Origin of the sequence: Acinetobacter sp. MD2 (genome assembly GCF_035615575.1) — a bacterium.
GTDB lineage: Bacteria > Pseudomonadota > Gammaproteobacteria > Pseudomonadales > Moraxellaceae > Acinetobacter.
Map to the genome: position 1 here is coordinate 120509 of NZ_VTDK01000004.1, position 17654 is coordinate 138162.

Here is a 17654-nt window from a genome sequence, read left to right on the forward strand (position 1 = left end):
CTGATCCATTTTTTCGATTTTTGTAAGGAGCCATCATGGCCGTTCAGCAAAACCGTAAAAGTCGCTCTCGCCGTGACATGCGCCGTTCACATGACGCTTTAACCGAGAATGCATTAACTGTAGACCAAGCTACTGGTGAAACTCATCGTCGTCACCATGTAACTAAAGACGGTATCTACCGTGGTCGTCAATTATTCGCTAAAGCATCTGCTGAATAATTGGACAGCATTAAAGTTTTTTCTTTAATGTCAAAAAAGGGAGCGAAAGCTCCTTTTTTTATGGCTAAATAAAAATAAAAAAGATGAAAAGCAAAAATAAATGTTGTATTTGGCAATTAAAAAGTAAAAAAATTAATGTTAAATTGCTGCTCCAAACTTCAATGGAAGACTAAAAGGATTCTTTATATGTCTGCTAAACGACTCGAGCAATTTGCTCAAGCCTCAAAAACTGCCTTTGTGTTTCCGGGGCAAGGTTCACAAAAAATCGGCATGCTCGCTGAAATTGCAGAACAGTTTAGCAGCGTGCAAGAAACTTTTGCGGAAGCTTCTGCTGCTGTGGGTTTTGATTTATGGCACATTGCACAAAGTGGTGAAGGCTTAAATGAAACAGCCAACACTCAACCCGTGCTTTTAACGGCAAGTATTGCCTTATGGCGTGTTTGGTTAGAGCAAGGTGGTTTAGCACCAAAGTTTCTAGCAGGGCATTCTTTGGGTGAATACAGTGCCTTGGTTGCAGGCGAAGCAATGAGCTTGGCAGATGCGGTAAAATTGGTACATTTGCGTGGCAAACTCATGCAAAGTGCTGTGCCACAAGGTGAAGGTGCCATGGCTGCTATTTTGGGCTTAGCAGACGAACAAGTGCTTGAGCTGTGTAAGTCAGTAACTGAAGCGGCAGATCAAGGTTCGGTGGATGCTGCAAACTACAATACCAAAGGGCAAGTTGTGGTTGCAGGAACAACGGCATTGGTTGAAGCAGTTATGGTTCAAGCCAAAGAACAAGGTGCAAAAGCAATTGCACTACCTGTTTCTGTGCCATCACATTGTATGCTCATGAAACCTGCTGCCGAGCAATTTGCACAGGCTTTGGAACAAACTGCCATTGAGCTACCGCGTATTCCTGTAATACAAAATGTCAATGCAAGTGTTGCCCCCGATGTAGCCGCATTGCGTTTAGCATTGACTGAACAATTGTATAAATCTGTACAGTGGACCAATACGGTACAAGCTTTGCAAGACAATGGCATAAGCTTGATTGCAGAGTGTGGTCCAGGTGCAGTTTTAAGTAATATGGCAAAACGCCTCCCAAATATTGAAAAAACATTTGCGCTGGATACACCAAGTCGCATGGAAGATGCGCTAAACATGATTTTAGCTGCAGAAGGAACAATAGCATGACACAAGAACGTAAAGTTGCACTTGTTACGGGTGCAAGCCGTGGCATTGGCGCAGCGATTGCCCAACAACTGCTACAAGATGGTTTTTTTGTTGTAGGTACTGCAACATCTGAAGCTGGCGCAGAAAAATTAACCCATGCTTTTGCTGAGCAAGGCGTAGGCGCTGTGTTAGACGTACGTGACGGTCAAGCCATTGATGCATTGGTGACAGGCATCGAACAAAAATATGGTTCAGTATTGGTTTTAGTCAATAATGCTGGAATTACCCGTGACAATTTGTTGTTGCGTATGTCTGAAGATGATTGGGATGATATTTTAAATATTCATTTAAAGGCAGTGTATCGCTTGTCTAAACGTGTATTAAAAGGTATGACCCGCGCACGTTTTGGACGCATTATTAATATTAGTTCTGTGGTTGCACATTTTGCAAACCCTGGTCAAGCCAACTATTCTGCGGCGAAAGCGGGTATTGAAGCATTTGGCCGTAGCCTTGCCAAAGAAATGGGTAGTCGTCAAATTACAGTAAACTCTGTTGCGCCGGGCTTTATTGCAACCGAAATGACAGAGCAGCTCAGTGAAGAAATTCGCAAAAAAATGAGTGAACAAGTAGCATTAGGGCGTCTAGGAGATCCTCAAGACATCGCAAATGCTGTAAGTTTCCTTGCTAGCGATAAATCCAGTTACATTACAGGTAATGTCTTACATGTAAATGGTGGTTTATATATGGCTTAATCTAAGCCATGAACCTTTTAAATTTTTGAATATTCAATTAAACTAACGGCATTAAAAAACGCCATAAGCAGTGAGGAGATTTCCTGTGAGCGATATCGAACAACGTGTTAAAGCAGCAGTTGCAGAACAATTGGGTCTACGTGCTGAAGAAATCAAAAACGAAGCGTCTTTTACAGATGACTTAGGTGCTGATTCTTTAGACTTAGTTGAACTTGTAATGTCTTTCGAAAATGATTTCGACATTACTATTCCAGATGAAGATTCTAACGAATTAACAACTGTTCAATCTGCAATTGATTATGTAGCTAAGAAACTTGGTTAATTGTCAGTTCTGATTAAAAAAGCCACTTCTTTTGAAGTGGTTTTTTATTTTAAATTCTTGTATTTATTTAAAATAGGTTTTAATTTGTAGATAAAGTAAGATGATATATAAATTAACAATAGATTGAAAAACATGATTATCTATAGTAATTTTTACGCATTCAAGCTTTGAAGTGTAGTATTTTGGAGATGTGATAAAGAAACTTAGATTTCTTTCTCTATATGGAATTGATCGGGGATGAGGGCGAAGCAAGATGTCCCAAAAAAAACAAGATTATTATCCCTTTTTGCTTGCACTTGTAGGTGGATTGCTTGGCTTAGGTGTGCTTATTAGCGCTATGCAGTTAATTTATTATCAAGATTCAAAGCATGCGATCGAAGCTTATGCACAAGAAGCGATGGATTTTACGCTGCAAGTGAATTCTGAAATTATCGACTCTTTACAAGCGGCAGCATCTTTAAATATTCAAGATTGTTCAACTGAAAATTTTAATCAATTAAAAAAAATTATTTGGAACCATCAATTTATTAATGATATTGGGATAGTTAAGCATCATCTTTTATTATGTAGCGCAATGTGGGGTCGTTTCCAGCCTGAAATTATATTACCTCCTATAGGGTATACAAATGCGACAGGATTCTCAAAAATTAAGAATAATGGTGCTATTTTTCCCTATCACTTAAATGGGAATATGACGCTAAAAAATAATATTTTAGTGGTTGTTCAGCCTAAAGCCTTTGATACTTTAAAAAGATTATCGAATCGATTCGATCTTAAAATTACTGCAAAACGTGCCAATTATACCTATTTTTTCTTAAGGCATCATGATGCTACCCAAATGTCTGATGAGTTTCCGTTTCAAACCCAAGATATAAGGCGCTGTCATCCAGTACGAGATGTTTGTATTGAAATACGAGATTATCAGGCAGGCGTTGCTCGATTGTCGAATCAAGAGTGGTGGCTAGTGATCATGATTGGTTCAGTTTTTGGGATTGTAGTCACTGTATTTGGTCTTCATTTTTTACGCTCGAGCGATTCTTTGTCTAATCGATTGAAACGTGCGATTAAGAAAAGAGATTTGTATGTCGAGTATCAGCCTATTGTTCGATTAATGGATCAAAAGATTGTAGGCGTTGAAGCATTGGTTCGCTGGAATGATCCTAAATACGGGCAAATTTCGCCACTACTTTTTATTAATCTTGCTGAAAAACTAAAGCTAGATCGTGAAATTACTCAATTTGTGTTGAATCAAGCCTTAAGTGATTTTAAGAATGTATTTAAGCAAAATGCTGATTTTACTGTTTCAATTAATTTAAATAAGTCTGATTTAATCACAACATCATTTTATACCTTATTAGTAAAACAATTAAAGAAATTTGATGTAGAGCCAAAGCAAATTGTGTGTGAAGTTACGGAGCGTGTTGATTTGAATTTAGAAGATTTGTCAGAGAAAATTAATCAAATTAAAGCGCTTGGTTGTCGAGTAAGTCTTGATGATTTTGGTACGGGAACATCGAATCTTTCATCACTTTCAGGTTTAGCATTTGATACCATTAAAATTGATAAAATTTTACTCAAACATGTCACTCAAAATCAGTTCTGGAAAGATTTAGTTATTGCAATTATTGCGTTAACGCAAGAGCAAAAGTATAAAATTGTTTTTGAAGGTGTTGAAACTCAAGCTCAATGGGAGTTTTTAAAAGAACAGATCGATGGTGCATTTGCTCAAGGTTGGTTGTTTTATAAATCGATGTCTGCAAGTGATATTTATGAATTGCTACAAAAGCAGATAAATACTTAGTGATGTATTTTAGCTTTAAAGGTGTTTTGGTTGTTGGGAATAGCTAAGGTTTGTGTAAGTTGTTCATTTTAATTAGATATAGGTATTTAGTTTGTCTTGTTTTTTTGTAATTTTTTGCAAAAAAATGATTTCCACTTATTTTGAAAGTTTTTAAAAAACAATGTATTGGGGTGCTCTATTGTTATTTGTAGAATACTTATTCTTTTTTTAATAGTATCTAACTTTTTTCTCTAATCGTATATCGGTATGATGGGCGCTTGAGTATCACGATACAGTTTTACTATGGTAGAACCTACAACAGTTTTGACAGAAAAAAAATTACCTCGTCTTAAACCACGTGGTGGATTAAAAGTAATGTCGGCCGCAATTCGTGCGTTATTTTTAAGAGAATTACAAACGCGATTTGGTCAGTATCGACTTGGTTATTTATGGGTGTTTTTGGAACCCTTATTTAATATTGGGATTATGGTTTTATTATTTGGTACTGTAATGAAAAGAACATTACCAGGCATTGATTATGAAATTTTTTTAATCAATGGCATTATCCCATTTTTTATGTTTAGAACTGGCATTTCTCAAGCGTTAAGTGCCGCACAATCCAACCAAGGCTTGTTTAGCTATCGCCCTGTTCGCCCAATTGATGCATTATTGGCCCGTAGTATCCTAGAATTATTATTAAGTTTTGTGACGTATGTTTTTTTTAGTGCTGTTATCTTATGGTTTGGCTATCACATGAGCTTTCATGCGATTCCTGAATTGCTTCTTTATTGGGTATCATTATTTATATTTATGATAGGTTGTAGCCTTGTTTTTATGGTTGTAGGCGATTTTTCAAAAGAAATTAGCAAGTTTTTATCTGTATTTTTTACCGTACTGTATTTTCTTTCAGGTGTTTTATATTCGCTGCATATTATTCCTGTGCAGTATCAGCAGTATTTGCTTTGGAATCCTCTTATACATATTATTGAACTCATGCGAAATGCAGTTTCACCAAGTTATCCACTGGTTACGGGTATTAGCTTAGCCTACTTTTGGGTTTGGAGCATCATGGTTTTGTTTATTGGGTTATTGTTATATAAGCGTTTTGAGCGTCGCATGGTGAAATCTAAATGATTGAATTACGACAATTAACCAAATCTTACGTTACACCAAAAGGGCGACATTTTGTATTTAAAGATTTAAATGCAGTTCTGCCAGAAAATAAAAGTGTTGCTTTATTAGGGAAAAATGGCGCAGGTAAAAGTACATTACTGCGAATTATTGGTGGGATTGATTATGCTGACTCTGGGCAGGTGATTAGTAAAAAATCAATTTCTTGGCCCGTTGCACTATCTGGTGGTTTTCAAGGAAGTTTGACCGCGCGACAAAATGTACGCTTTGTTGCACGTCTTTATGTTTCAAACGAAGATGAAGTGCAGCAAGTGGTCGATTTTGTAGAAGATTTTGCTGAAATCGGTAAATACTTTGATATGCCCATTAAAAGTTATTCTTCGGGTATGCGCTCACGCATTGGTTTTGGTTTAAGTATGGCCTTTAATTTTGACTATTATTTGTTAGATGAAGCCGGTGCAGTGGGGGATGCTTCTTTTCGTAAGAAAAGTCAGCAGTTATTGGATAATTTAAAAGAGAAGTCTAATATCATTATGGTTTCACATGATTTAAATGATTTGACCCGAAATTGTGATGTTGCTTTTTTTGTTAGAGATGGAAAAGCGGAATACTTTGATAATGTTCAGGATGCGGTAGAGGTGTATAAAGCATATGCAATCCAAAATAAATAAGCAGCTAATTATCGCATATGGTGGCTTAGTGGTTTTACCACTCATGATCATTATTTTATATTTATGTTTTTTTGCTAAAGATCGTTATGAGTCTGCATCTGTATTATTGGTAAAGCAAGTCGGGGCTACAGCATCATTTGATGCTAGTGGTTTGAGTGCACTTTTAGGGGTTGCCAATACCAGTGGTGAAGATACTAATATTTTGAAAGAGTATATTACTTCACGTGATATGGTGGAAAAATTAGATAAAAGCTTAAATTTACGCAAAGCCTTTGTAGAGAAAAGTGATCCGTTTTTTTCACTTACATCAGATGCACCCATTGAAGATTTAGTTGAATATTTTCAAAGTCGAGTTCATGTTGAACTAGATGAAAAAACGATGATGTTGCAGGTTGCTTCTCAAGGTTTTACACCGCAATTTTCACTTAAACTCAATCAAGAAATTTTGAACCAAAGTGATGCTTTTATTAACCATATTTCTCAAAGCATCGCAACGGAACAGTTGAAGTTTGCAGAAAAACAAGTGGTTGAGTCAACACAAAAGTTAAATCAAGCACGTGATGCACTGTTGGCCTATCAGAACAAAAATCAAATGTTTGACCCCGAAACTCAGGCCAAAGCCGTTTCAACGATTGTTGCGAGTTTACAGGCGAATTTGGCTCAACTAACCACAGAAGAGCGGACACTCTTAAGTTATTTAAATCCAGATGCACCACAAGTTGTTGCAATTCGTAGTCAAATTGCAGCAGTTCAAAAACAAATTGATGATGAGAATGCTAAATTAACATCACCAAATACACAAAAGTTGAATAGTAAGGTTGCCGACTTTGAAGAGCTTAAAGCACAGGTTGTGTTCGCAACGGATTTATATAAAATCTCGCTAGCGTCTTTAGAAAAAGCACGTTTAGAAGCATCACGTAAGTTGAAGAAACTGGTTGTTATTTCAACGCCGAGATTGGCAGAAGATGCGTTATATCCACGTAAAGTTTATATCTCTGTAACGGCATTTATTTTACTCAATATCTTATTTGGTATTGGTACCTTAATTTATTCGATTGTACGTGAACATAGAGAATAATATGATGAAGAAAATATTCCTGCTTTCTATTTTATCTGTAAGTGTAAGCTCTGTTTTTGCAGCCCATGTGCGTGACTTATTGCCACAAGAACTCTCAGACCGTATTGGAAGTGAAGCAGCTGCTGCAGATGTAAATGGTCAAAAAATTGCAGATAAAACAATTTTACCAAGTCAATCGATTGCTCAGACTTCTCCAAGTTCGTCAATGAACTATAGTAATACTAAAAATATGTTTGGCTCGCAATTGTTTAAAGGCGCGTTTGCAAGTACTGCAGGTTCAACATTTAATAGCAGCTATGTATTAAATCCTGGGGATAATATTAATCTTCGGTTATGGGGTGCCTATCAATTCTCAGGTACTTTAACAGTTGATCCACAAGGGAATATTTTTGTGCCGAATGTTGGACCTGTTAAGGTAGCAGGTACGACCAATGGTAATTTGCAAAAATTAATAGAATCAAACATTCGCCGTGTATATGTTGCAAATGTCGGTGTATACGCCGCACTTGAGCAAGCACAGCCAGTAAAAGTGCTTGTAACCGGTTTTGTAAATCAGCCAGGTAATTATGGTGGCGTTGCAAATGATACGGTATTGGCATATTTAGATCGAGCGGGTGGGGTTGATCCTGAGCGTGGTAGTTATGTAGATATTCGGGTTATGCGTAACGGAAAACTAATGCAATATGTCAACTTATATGACTTTTTAGTTGCAGGTAAAATTTTACCTTTTAGTTTTAAAGATGGTGATGTAATCGTTGTTTCACCACGAAATCATACTTTTAGTGTGACTGGTGAAGTTTATAATGCCTATGATTTTGAGTTTAATGTACCTGAGTTGACTGTGGCTCAAGCATTGAGTGTTGCAAAAGTAAAACCAGGCGCAACAAATGTGAGTATCATGCGTCGTCAAGGCAATGAGTTTAGAAGCGAATATTATTCACTCGCTGCGGCACAGAATGTCATGTTGCAAGATGGGGATTTACTGAGCGTTACTGCAGATCGTTATGCAGGAACTATTCAGGTTCGAATTGAGGGCGCGCATAATGGGCCACATGCTGTAGTCTTGCCGTATGGTGCAAAACTTTCTGAGGTATTGAAGCAGTTACAACCGAATAAGTTGGCTGAGGTTGATGCATTACAATTGTTTAGACCATCAGTTGCTGAACGCCAAAAAGAAATGCTGAATGTTGCATTAGATAAACTTGAAGATGCAACTTTTAATGCTCGCTCAAGTACACAAGAAGAAGCAAACCTGCGTTCTAAAGATGCCGAATTAGTGAAGCAATTTATTGCAAAAGCGCGACAAGTACAGCCCAAAGGGCAGGTCATTTTAAATCCGAAGACATTCCAAGATGTCATTTTAGAACAAGGCGATGTTTTACAGATTCCTGAAAAAACCTCTGTAATTATGGTACATGGTGAAGTTGCTTTTCCAAACGGTGTTGAATGGCAACCTAATATGGATGCAATGGATTATATTAAGCAGGTGGGTGGGTTTAGTCAGAAGTCCAATAAGTCTAAAGTTATTATTATTCATCAAAATGGTGAGTCTGAATTAGTCGGTAAAGGGCATAAAATTCGTCAAGGTGATGAAATTATGGTTTTACCAAAGGTCACGTCGAAGTCTGTTGAGATTGCGCGTGGTATTACAGAAATTCTATATCGTATCGCGGTTGCAACGAAAGTGGCGTTGGATTTATAAGCGTGCGTAAAATCAAAAAATTAATAAAAAATCCTGGTGTGTTCTTTCGGGATTTTTTGACTAAGAAATATCCGATAGTCAATTGTGAACAGAAATATTCTGAGCAAGATGAGGTTTACATTGCTCAGTTTGAGAAGTTGTCTTGGGGCTTAGAGGACAACATCGTCAGGGCATCGGAGGATATTGTAGACGTCGTATTTACATGGGTTGATAACAAAGATCCTGAATGGATAAAAAAATATAGCCAATACAGTAATGCTTGCCTAGAAAACTCAGTTATTTCTGCAAATGATACGGCAAGATTTGAAAATCACGATGAAATTTATTATTCGACCTATAGTGTTCGAAAATATTTACCATGGGTCAGAAACATTTACATTATTACCGATAGTCAAGTTCCAAAGTTACATAAAATTTGTGATAACGTCATTATTATTGATCATAAAGAGATTATTGATCAAAAATATTTACCTACATTTAATTCTCATGTAATTGAAGCTCATTTACATAAAATTAATGGGTTAAGTGAAGATTTTATTTATTTTAATGATGATGTTTTTGTTGCTAAAGAGTTATCTAAAACACATTTTTTTAGAAAAAATGGAGTTGCATCTATTTTTCCATCTAAAAAAAATATAGAAGTAATGATTAATGGTGGATTTATCACACCCACACTATATGCATCTTTAAATTCAAAAGAAATTATAAAAAAAACTTTTGATGTAGAAGTTAATACTCCTCTAGTTCACACTTATATGTCATTAAAAAAGTCTACTTTTAAAGAAGTATTTAATGAAAATATAGTTGAAATTGAATCATTTTTAAGTAATAAGTTTAGATCTAAAAATGATATCAATATGGCAACATATTTAGTTCCATGGGTTATGTATTTAAAAGGACTATCTGTAGCAACACCTGAAATTTGTTATTATTTTAACATTAGATCAAATCATGCTATTTCACAGTATGAAAAATTGATTAATGCAAAAAATGATGGGTTACATCCTCATTCTTTTTGCGCAAACGATTTTTATAGTGAGAAACAAGATTTAAACGATTACCAAAGCCGGTTAAACCAAATGCTTGAACAATATTTTTTTGAGGAACAGTAATAATGAGTATAGATTTAGATGTAATTGCTAAAGGCCTAGGTTTAGATAAAAAGTATAATAAATTAAAAAAAAATCCTGAACTTTTTGTGAAAGATATGGTTTTTAAACGAACAGCGCAATTAAAAAAATATATCCCAATTAAATATGAGGGGCAAAATAATTTTACTATTGTTTCTGCTGTATATAATGTTTCAAAATATTTAGATGAATACTTTGAGAGTATTGTAAAACAAAGCTTAAATTTTAAAAAGCATATTCAGATTATTTGTGTGGATGATGGATCTACAGACCATTCGGCAGAAATTATTAAAATATGGCAAAAGAAATACCCTAAAAATATACATTATATTTATAAAGAAAATGGTGGGCAAGCTTCTGCACGAAACTTAGGTATGGAGCATGTAAAAACAGAGTGGGTAACGTTTACCGATCCTGATGATTATTTGCATGTTGATTATTTTAAAAATATTGATGAAAGTCTTGTTTTAAATAAAAATATTAATATGCTTGTGACAAATATACTTTTTTATATAGAGAAAGAAGATTTAGTTAAAGATGGACATTCATTGAATTTTAGATTCAAAGAAAATCAAAATATTATGAAAATGAGAGATTTGCAGAAAAATATAAATTTATCTGCATCAACTACTTTATTCAAAAGTGACTTAGTTAAAAGATTCGAAATCAATTTTGATGATAATGTAAAGCCCGTATTTGAAGATGGGAAATTTATTAGTGATTATATGTTGTATTGTAATAATGGCGAAGTAAACTTTTTAAAAAATGCTGTATATTACTATCGTAAGCGAGAGGATGGAAGTTCAACTTTAGATACAGCATGGGGTAAGCCAGAAAAATATTATAATGTAATTAAATATGGGCATTTAAATATGCTAGAAGCATATAAGGCAAAATTAGGCTATGTTCCAATTCATATTCAACGTACAACACTTTATGATATTTCATGGTATGTTAAACATCTCTTAAATAATAGTAATAAAGTTTCTTTTCTTACTGATGTGCAGAAGCATACTTTTCTTGAATTGATTTACGAAATTTTTACTTATATCGATGTAAAAACAATTCTAGAATTCGATTTGGCTGGAATTTGGTTTTTTCAAAAAGTTGGCATGTTAGGTATGTTTAAAAAAACACAGCCTGACAATTTAATTGTATATATAGAGAATATAGATCGTGAAAAAAAACAGATTCTATTGAGCTATTTTACATATTTCGACATGTCAGAAAGTTTTCAATTTAACGGTATAGATATCTTGCCGGTCTATGAAAAGAATACAGTTTATGATTTTATTGATGAAAAATTTGTTATAGAACGCCGCATATGGGTGCCTTATACAGATGAGAATACACAATTTGAAGTCATATTAAATAGGGTGAATGCGAAGATATCATTAAATAAAAAGCAACATAAAGCAGGAGTTAAAGTAAAAGATATTTTAGAAGCTTATAAACCTTCTGTTAAATATGTTACTGATGGATCATTCATGCTGATGGATAGAGATGTACAGGCTGATGATAATGCAGAGCACTTGTATAGATATATTAAAGAAAATCACTCTGATCAGAAAATTTATTTTGCTTTGCGTCGTGATTCACATGACTGGGATAGGTTAAAGCTTGATGGTTTTAATTTAGTTGAATATGGTTCAAGCTATTTTGAAATCAAATTAAGGAGTTGTTCAAAAATTATAAGTAGTCATCTAGATCGTTATGTTAATAATTATTTTGGTGATGAATATGAGTATAGCAAGAAGTTTATTTTTTTACAGCATGGACTAACTAAAGATGATATGTCAAATTGGTTTAATTCGAAGAAAAATTTACAATGTTTAATCACTGCAAGTCCGTTTGAATATGAATCAATTGTAGGTGATAATAATCATTATAAGCTTACTGAAAAAGAAGTTGTATTAACTGGATTTCCTAGACATGATAGCTTGTTGAAAAAAGATGTTGATAAAAAAATAATTTTAATTATGCCTACATGGAGAAACTCAATTGTGGGTAAAACTGTGGGGCAGGGTAATACTCGTGAGCTTAATGATGAATTTATGCAAACTTTTTATGCTCAAGCATGGTATGAATTTTTGCATAGTCCGAAACTTAAGAATCTAGTAGACCACTATGGTTATACAGCAATTTTTGCACCTCATGCGAATATTACTCCTTATCTTGATCAATTTAATGTTCCAAATTTTATAAGTATTTGGAGTGCTAGTGATAGTCAAACTAGTATGCAAAAACTATTTCAAGATGCAAAAATTATGATCACCGATTATTCATCAGTGGCATTTGAGATGGCTTATCTACAGAAGGCAGTTATATATTTTCAGTTTGATAGAGATAATATTTTTGCAGGAAACCATATATATCAAAAAGGCTATTTTGATTACGAAGAAGATGGATTTGGACCTGTTATTGAAACAGTAGATGAAACTTTAGATAGCCTAGATACTATCTTGATGAATGATGGTCGCCCATTAACTGTATATAGCAATCGTATGTCGGAAACATTTCCATTCAGAGATGGAAGGTGTTGTGAAAGAGTATATAATGCTATTCTAAATCTCGATAGTATGGAACAAGAAACCATTTCTCTAGAACGTTTGTTGAAATCAATTAATACTGCTGCTTTAGATCTAGATTATTCTTTAGTTGAATGTAGGTGTTCTAAATTAGTAAATGAATATCCTGAAGTTATAAATGAACATATAGTTGACTTATATGGTTCTTCTTTGATTTTACAGAAAAAATGGGCTGAATTAAAAGAGTTTTTAAATTTTAAATATAATATTGGTTTGGATGTTGAGCTAGCTTTTGCTGAAAGAGACTGGACTAGACTAATAGCTTTATTAGAACCAAAAGTTATCCTAAATCAAAAAGAAATTTTATATGTACTATATTCACATATGTCTTTAAAAAATGTTTTAGATTTTAATGATTTACTTAAAAAACAATTTTTTAATCTTGATGGGGATTTTAAAAAAATTTCAACAATCTTCGAAAGTATCATTTTGGAAAAATGGGATAATGTAATTTTTCTAGTGAATGAAATTCTTATTTTTGAAAATGAAAACATAGAGCTATCTCAATTGATTTTTGCATTCAAGCTTAAAGTTCATTTAGCTTATGCTTATCGTTCTTTAGGTTATATTAAGGAAGCGAGTAATATTACTCATGGACTAGATAAAAATCTCTATGAAAATGAGTATATGTTCATTTTGGAAAAAGCACATATTCAATATGCTGATGAACAATATAATCTAAGTCGTTATTGGTATAATAAATTATATTCTGAATATGGTTTTTCTTATTTCGATGAGGTTTCAGTTATTGAATATTCTAACTCATTAATTTATCTGAAGGATTGGGATGTTCTGAAGAACAATTCAATGCTTTGGATTGAGAAGTATCCTTCTAATGATTTAATCAAAAAAAATTATTTAAATGCATTAATTTATTTAAAATGTTGGAAAATGATTAGAGATTTTTATTTGGAATATGATCTAATTGTTGATGATTATACAAAAATATTAGCTACTTATCGTTTAGGTCTAGTTTCGCAAGCATATGATTTGATTGAAAAACCAACATATGAAAGTAGTTATGACTATTGGAAATTAGTTGCAGAAATTGCTATATTAGAAGGAGATACCATACTTGTTCGTGAATGTCATAAAGGTATGTTAAGCATTTTTCCTGAAAATTTGAACAATACTATCCAATTTTTTAATTTATTTTCGAGTCAAATTTTGGAAATTTAATTAGGTGATTATTTTACAACAGAGTTAGCTGTGTTAATTAGTTAGCTCTTGAGTTCTTACAAATATTTAGAAGAACTATTAATATTTTTCATAATCTATGTGTAGATCTAATTTATATAAGTTCTAATGCATTTTAGTCAAAATTTTGACTAATTTAGAAAATATATAGATGAATTATAAAATAACTTTTAATTAATTGTATGATGGCAAGGGTGAGTCTTAACTCCATTTTTTTTTTAAATTTTTATTTGTTAATTAGTGGTTGAGCCTTATGTTAAATATTTTAGAGCAACCCTGGTTGTCGACTCCAAAAAGTGGTCAACTGGTGGACTTGCTAGAAGCTCCACAATCGTTTACTTGGTCTTTTCCAGAGATGTATGGCAATCATGTATTTAAGCGTGATGCAGAGTTAGCTTTAAAGCACTCACCAGCAGCACTTAAATTATTGCGATATACAGATTCACTTGTTTTACAGCGAAGCGTTGTTCTAGATTGTGAATCCTTTCAAATATCAGAAGGAAGTTATTTTCGTGAAAATATGAAAGGATTCCATGGAGCTCTTCATCGATTAGGCAATAATCAATTTAAGACTAAAGTTCCTTTTAATGGTCAATATGATGTGACAGATAAACCAATTTATTCAATTGACACAGATTGGCCGAATGGATTTGGTCATATTCTTTTAGATAGTTTACCTCGTCTTTGGGCATTACATTCCGCCCCTAAAGATGCAATTTTAGTTAATACGCTGGCACATCAAGAAATACTTCGGTTTTTTCTTGCTGCATTGGATATCGATCCTAATAGATTACATTTTTTAAAGAGACCTGTTTTGACAAGGGACTTTTATAGTGCAGATGCATCTTTTAATAGGAAAGAATGGCTTCACCCTCAGTTTTGGGAAATTATTAATAAAATAAAAAGCTTTTCTTTAAGAATTTCATCTATTGAGCCTAAAAATTTCCCCAAGAAGTTGTATGTTTCTCGTAAGAACTTAGATACTCATACGCTAAGTAATGAGGATGAAATAGAAAAAATATTTATAGATAAGGGATTTGTCTCAATTGCCCCGGAAAAACTGCCTATTTGGGACCAAATAGCACTTTATAGTCAAGTTGATGAAATGGCTGGAACTGGAGGTACAGCTATGCATATGGCTTTATTTGGTAAACCTAATTTAAAAGTATTAATTATGTCGTCTCCGAACTGGTTTTATAATGCGGATACTATACTTTCACAAGGCTTTCCTTCGAGATTATGTCATGTTGTCGGATATCAACCGGACTTTACTTACAGAAACCAATCGCCTTGGACAATTAACAAGGAGGATGTAAAACTAGGTTTAGAAAAACATTTTGGTTATTGATAGATTGATATATTTCTTGTATAAATTAAAACGATCATTTTATTGATCGTTTTAATTTCATAGCTATGTCATATTTTGCATCTTCAAAAATGTTTGAGGCTAATCGAATTCAACATGATCTAGTATGTATATCTAAATTTAAAATCTAATATCAGCTATTCATGACATTGATGTATGCTTAATATACAAGATGGTTTTACTTCGGGTATTCTCTAAGTAGGTGAGCCATATAATTCCTTTGCCTCTTTTACAGAATTTGTTTAATTATGGCTGTTTTTTTGATTTATGCAAGAGATCTAATGATTTAAACAAATCAATAAAGTTTTAATTAAACCAATCTGAATTTTAACGAATCTGTAAAAAAGCTATGTAATGCTAATGCTATCACCAAGGCTAATTTGAGGTCTCTATGTTGATATGCATCTCAGTTGTAGCAATTGTTTTTTGTGTAATATATAAATTGTGGATTGATACACTTAAAGATGCTGACGATTACTAAAAGTCTAAATAAAAATAGTGGTTAGAGATGTATTGACTAACTCTTATGAGTATAATTCCTTTTATTGATGATAATAGTTTTCTTGTTGTATAAATGATTTACTTCTCAAACAAAAAAATCTCAAAAATTCCACATATTTCTGCATTTCTTTCTGATGTGAAACAATCCGCTATCATTGGTTGGGGTCGTAAACCTAGTTTTTTTCGTGCAGAAAAATATGCACAGCAACATGGTATTCCTTGTATTTGTTTAGAAGATGGCTTCATTCGTTCACTTGGGCTAGGGAAAGAGGGCTACCCACCTTTATCGCTTGTTGTGGATGAGCAAGGAATTTATTTTGATGCCACAAAGAGTTCAGACTTAGAAAAGATCATTCTAAAAAACTATAATGATGATGATTTGGTGAGAGCTAAAGCGGCAATTGAAAAAATTGTGACTTATGGTATTACTAAATATAATCAAAAATTTATTCAAATAAATTCAAATGATTTTTGTCAGGGAGAGCATATTTTAGTGGTTGATCAAACTCTTGGTGATCAATCCATTCAGTATGCTGGGGCCACTCCTGATTCTTTTAAAGTTATGCTTAATCAGGCAATTAGAAATCATCCTAAAGCAACTATTTGGATGAAAGTACATCCTGATGTCGTTGCAAAAAAGGCTAAAGGGCATTTTGATTTAACAGCGTTACAGCATCCAAACATTAAAATATGTAGCGAAAATTATAATCCAATTCAATTGTTAAAATGTATGAATGAGGTTTATGTTGTCAGCTCACAACTTGGGTTTGAGGCCTTACTTTGTGGGAAAAAAGTTCACTGTTTTGGTATGCCGTGGTATGCAGGATGGGGCGTAACCTGTGATGAGCATGCACCTACTCACTTGGTTACAAATCGTCGCATCGTAAAACGCAGTGTAGAGCAGCTTTTTGCTGCGGCATATTTCAATTATGCACGGTATATTTCGCCTGTTTCGCATCAGCGTTGTGAGTTAGAAGAGGTGATTGACGTATTGATTACCAATATTCAGTTTCAACAACAATTGTCTGCACATTTAGTCGTTTGGGGATTTAGCCGTTGGAAGCAAAAGTTTATGGCGAGTTTTTTGAACTTCCCAAAAGTGACTTTGAAATTTCAGCATTGGTTTTTGCCTAAACACAGCGAAGCAATTGTGGCATGGGGGAAAAAAGCCAAACGACTTAAGCAACAAAATTTCCACAAAGTGATTACGGTTGAAGATGGATTTATCCGTTCGTTTGGGTTGGGTGCAGCATTGATTCGCCCACATTCTTTAGTTTTTGATAATGTTGGCATTTATTATGATGCTACAGGGCCATCACGACTAGAAAACTTGTTAAATCGGAGTTGTTTAACAGCTGAGCAGACTTTACGTAGCCAAAATTTAATCCGAAAATTAATCGATTTACAAATTTCTAAATATAATGTAGGCACGAAGCAAAGTTTAGATCGCCCACCACATCAAAAACGTGTGCTTTTGGTTGTGGGTCAAGTTGAAGATGACTTATCCATTCAACTCGGTGGTGTAGATATAAAAGAAAATTTGGGTTTATTAAAAAAAGTAAGGGAAAATCATCCTGATAGTTTTATTATTTATAAGCCTCATCCTGATGTACATGCTGGACTTAGAGTGGGGCATATTGCAGAAGTAGATATATTAAAGTACGCCAATAGAATAGAACTTGAAAGTTCAATTCTTGAGTGTTTTAAAATTTGTGATGAAGTGCATACAATTACGTCATTGAGTGGTTTTGAAGCACTTTTACGTGGATTAAAAGTCTATTGCTACGGCTTACCTTTTTATGCTGGCTGGGGATTAACCCAAGATTTACATGTTTGTGCTAGACGAAATAAGCAACTTAGTTTAGAACAATTGGTATATAGTACCTTGATTGAATATCCTGTCTATAATATTCAGTTCACCATAAAAATGGGCGTTCCCGTTGTAACGCCAGAGCATGTGATTGACTACTTACAGCAATCGATTCGGCAGCCAAAAGTAGCGAATACAGCTTTGTTTAAAAAAGTTTTTGCGAGTTTTAGACGTCTAAAAATTAGGAAATAAA

General features: G+C 33.8%; 13 protein-coding genes. All 13 read left to right on the forward strand.

Annotated elements, in window-relative coordinates; translation table 11 throughout:
* Positions 1-35: 35 nt before the first annotated feature.
* The 13 genes from rpmF (at position 36) to FXN70_RS07255 (ending at position 17653) form a co-directional block, all read left to right on the forward strand.
* Positions 36-218 (forward strand): 50S ribosomal protein L32, encoded by a 183-nt coding sequence (gene rpmF, locus FXN70_RS07195; RefSeq protein WP_086213569.1) that lies wholly within the window; start codon positions 36-38, stop codon positions 216-218.
* A 186-nt stretch (positions 219-404) separates the two neighbouring features.
* A complete protein-coding gene (fabD, locus tag FXN70_RS07200) occupies positions 405-1394 on the forward strand; it encodes an ACP S-malonyltransferase (RefSeq protein WP_324646786.1) in 990 nt (329 codons plus the stop codon).
* Entirely contained in the window at positions 1391-2125 is a 735-nt protein-coding gene (gene fabG / locus FXN70_RS07205) for a 3-oxoacyl-ACP reductase FabG (RefSeq protein ID WP_324646787.1), read from the forward strand. The genes fabD and fabG overlap by 4 nt, the downstream gene beginning before the upstream one ends.
* Positions 2126-2210: 85 nt before the next feature.
* Positions 2211-2447 (forward strand): acyl carrier protein, encoded by a 237-nt coding sequence (acpP, locus tag FXN70_RS07210; protein ID WP_324626152.1) that lies wholly within the window; start codon positions 2211-2213, stop codon positions 2445-2447.
* 253 nt (positions 2448-2700) lie between these two features.
* Positions 2701-4248: an EAL domain-containing protein gene (locus tag FXN70_RS07215; RefSeq protein WP_324646788.1), complete on the forward strand. Its 1548-nt coding sequence runs from the start codon at positions 2701-2703 to the stop codon at positions 4246-4248.
* A gap of 282 nt (positions 4249-4530) precedes the next feature.
* Positions 4531-5361: an ABC transporter permease gene (locus tag FXN70_RS07220; RefSeq protein ID WP_324646789.1), complete on the forward strand. Its 831-nt coding sequence runs from the start codon at positions 4531-4533 to the stop codon at positions 5359-5361.
* The gene (locus FXN70_RS07225; RefSeq protein ID WP_324646790.1) at positions 5358-6029 is read left to right on the forward strand and encodes an ABC transporter ATP-binding protein; all 672 of its coding nucleotides are present in this window, start codon (positions 5358-5360) and stop codon (positions 6027-6029) included. Before FXN70_RS07220 ends, FXN70_RS07225 begins: the two co-directional genes overlap by 4 nt.
* Complete coding sequence (locus FXN70_RS07230) at positions 6010-7107, forward strand: capsule biosynthesis protein (protein WP_324646791.1); 1098 nt, start codon at positions 6010-6012, stop codon at positions 7105-7107. Before FXN70_RS07225 ends, FXN70_RS07230 begins: the two co-directional genes overlap by 20 nt.
* Positions 7108-7111: 4 nt before the next feature.
* Entirely contained in the window at positions 7112-8809 is a 1698-nt protein-coding gene (locus tag FXN70_RS07235) for a polysaccharide biosynthesis/export family protein (protein WP_324646971.1), read from the forward strand.
* Positions 8810-8811: 2 nt separating this feature from the next.
* Positions 8812-9921, forward strand: a complete 1110-nt coding sequence (locus tag FXN70_RS07240; RefSeq protein WP_324646792.1) for a stealth family protein — start codon at positions 8812-8814, stop codon at positions 9919-9921.
* Between the two features lie 2 nt (positions 9922-9923).
* Positions 9924-13706: a CDP-glycerol glycerophosphotransferase family protein gene (locus tag FXN70_RS07245; protein WP_324646793.1), complete on the forward strand. Its 3783-nt coding sequence runs from the start codon at positions 9924-9926 to the stop codon at positions 13704-13706.
* A 271-nt stretch (positions 13707-13977) separates the two neighbouring features.
* Complete coding sequence (locus tag FXN70_RS07250) at positions 13978-15072, forward strand: glycosyltransferase family 61 protein (protein WP_324646794.1); 1095 nt, start codon at positions 13978-13980, stop codon at positions 15070-15072.
* 655 nt (positions 15073-15727) lie between these two features.
* Positions 15728-17653, forward strand: a complete 1926-nt coding sequence (locus FXN70_RS07255) for a capsular polysaccharide biosynthesis protein (protein ID WP_324646795.1) — start codon at positions 15728-15730, stop codon at positions 17651-17653.
* The last annotated feature ends 1 nt before the right edge of the window (position 17654 follow it).

What these genes read in the sequence shown, in the direction of transcription:
- rpmF (WP_086213569.1), top strand. Translation starts at nt 36, where the DNA reads ATGGCCGTTCAGCAAAACCGTAAAAGTCGCTCTCGCCGTGACATGCGC.
- fabD (WP_324646786.1), top strand. Translation starts at nt 405, where the DNA reads ATGTCTGCTAAACGACTCGAGCAATTTGCTCAAGCCTCAAAAACTGCC.
- fabG (WP_324646787.1), top strand. Translation starts at nt 1,391, where the DNA reads ATGACACAAGAACGTAAAGTTGCACTTGTTACGGGTGCAAGCCGTGGC.
- FXN70_RS07215 (WP_324646788.1), top strand. Translation starts at nt 2,701, where the DNA reads ATGTCCCAAAAAAAACAAGATTATTATCCCTTTTTGCTTGCACTTGTA.
- FXN70_RS07220 (WP_324646789.1), top strand. Translation starts at nt 4,531, where the DNA reads ATGGTAGAACCTACAACAGTTTTGACAGAAAAAAAATTACCTCGTCTT.
- FXN70_RS07225 (WP_324646790.1), top strand. Translation starts at nt 5,358, where the DNA reads ATGATTGAATTACGACAATTAACCAAATCTTACGTTACACCAAAAGGG.
- FXN70_RS07230 (WP_324646791.1), top strand. Translation starts at nt 6,010, where the DNA reads ATGCAATCCAAAATAAATAAGCAGCTAATTATCGCATATGGTGGCTTA.
- FXN70_RS07235 (WP_324646971.1), top strand. Translation starts at nt 7,112, where the DNA reads ATGAAGAAAATATTCCTGCTTTCTATTTTATCTGTAAGTGTAAGCTCT.
- FXN70_RS07245 (WP_324646793.1), top strand. Translation starts at nt 9,924, where the DNA reads ATGAGTATAGATTTAGATGTAATTGCTAAAGGCCTAGGTTTAGATAAA.
- FXN70_RS07250 (WP_324646794.1), top strand. Translation starts at nt 13,978, where the DNA reads ATGTTAAATATTTTAGAGCAACCCTGGTTGTCGACTCCAAAAAGTGGT.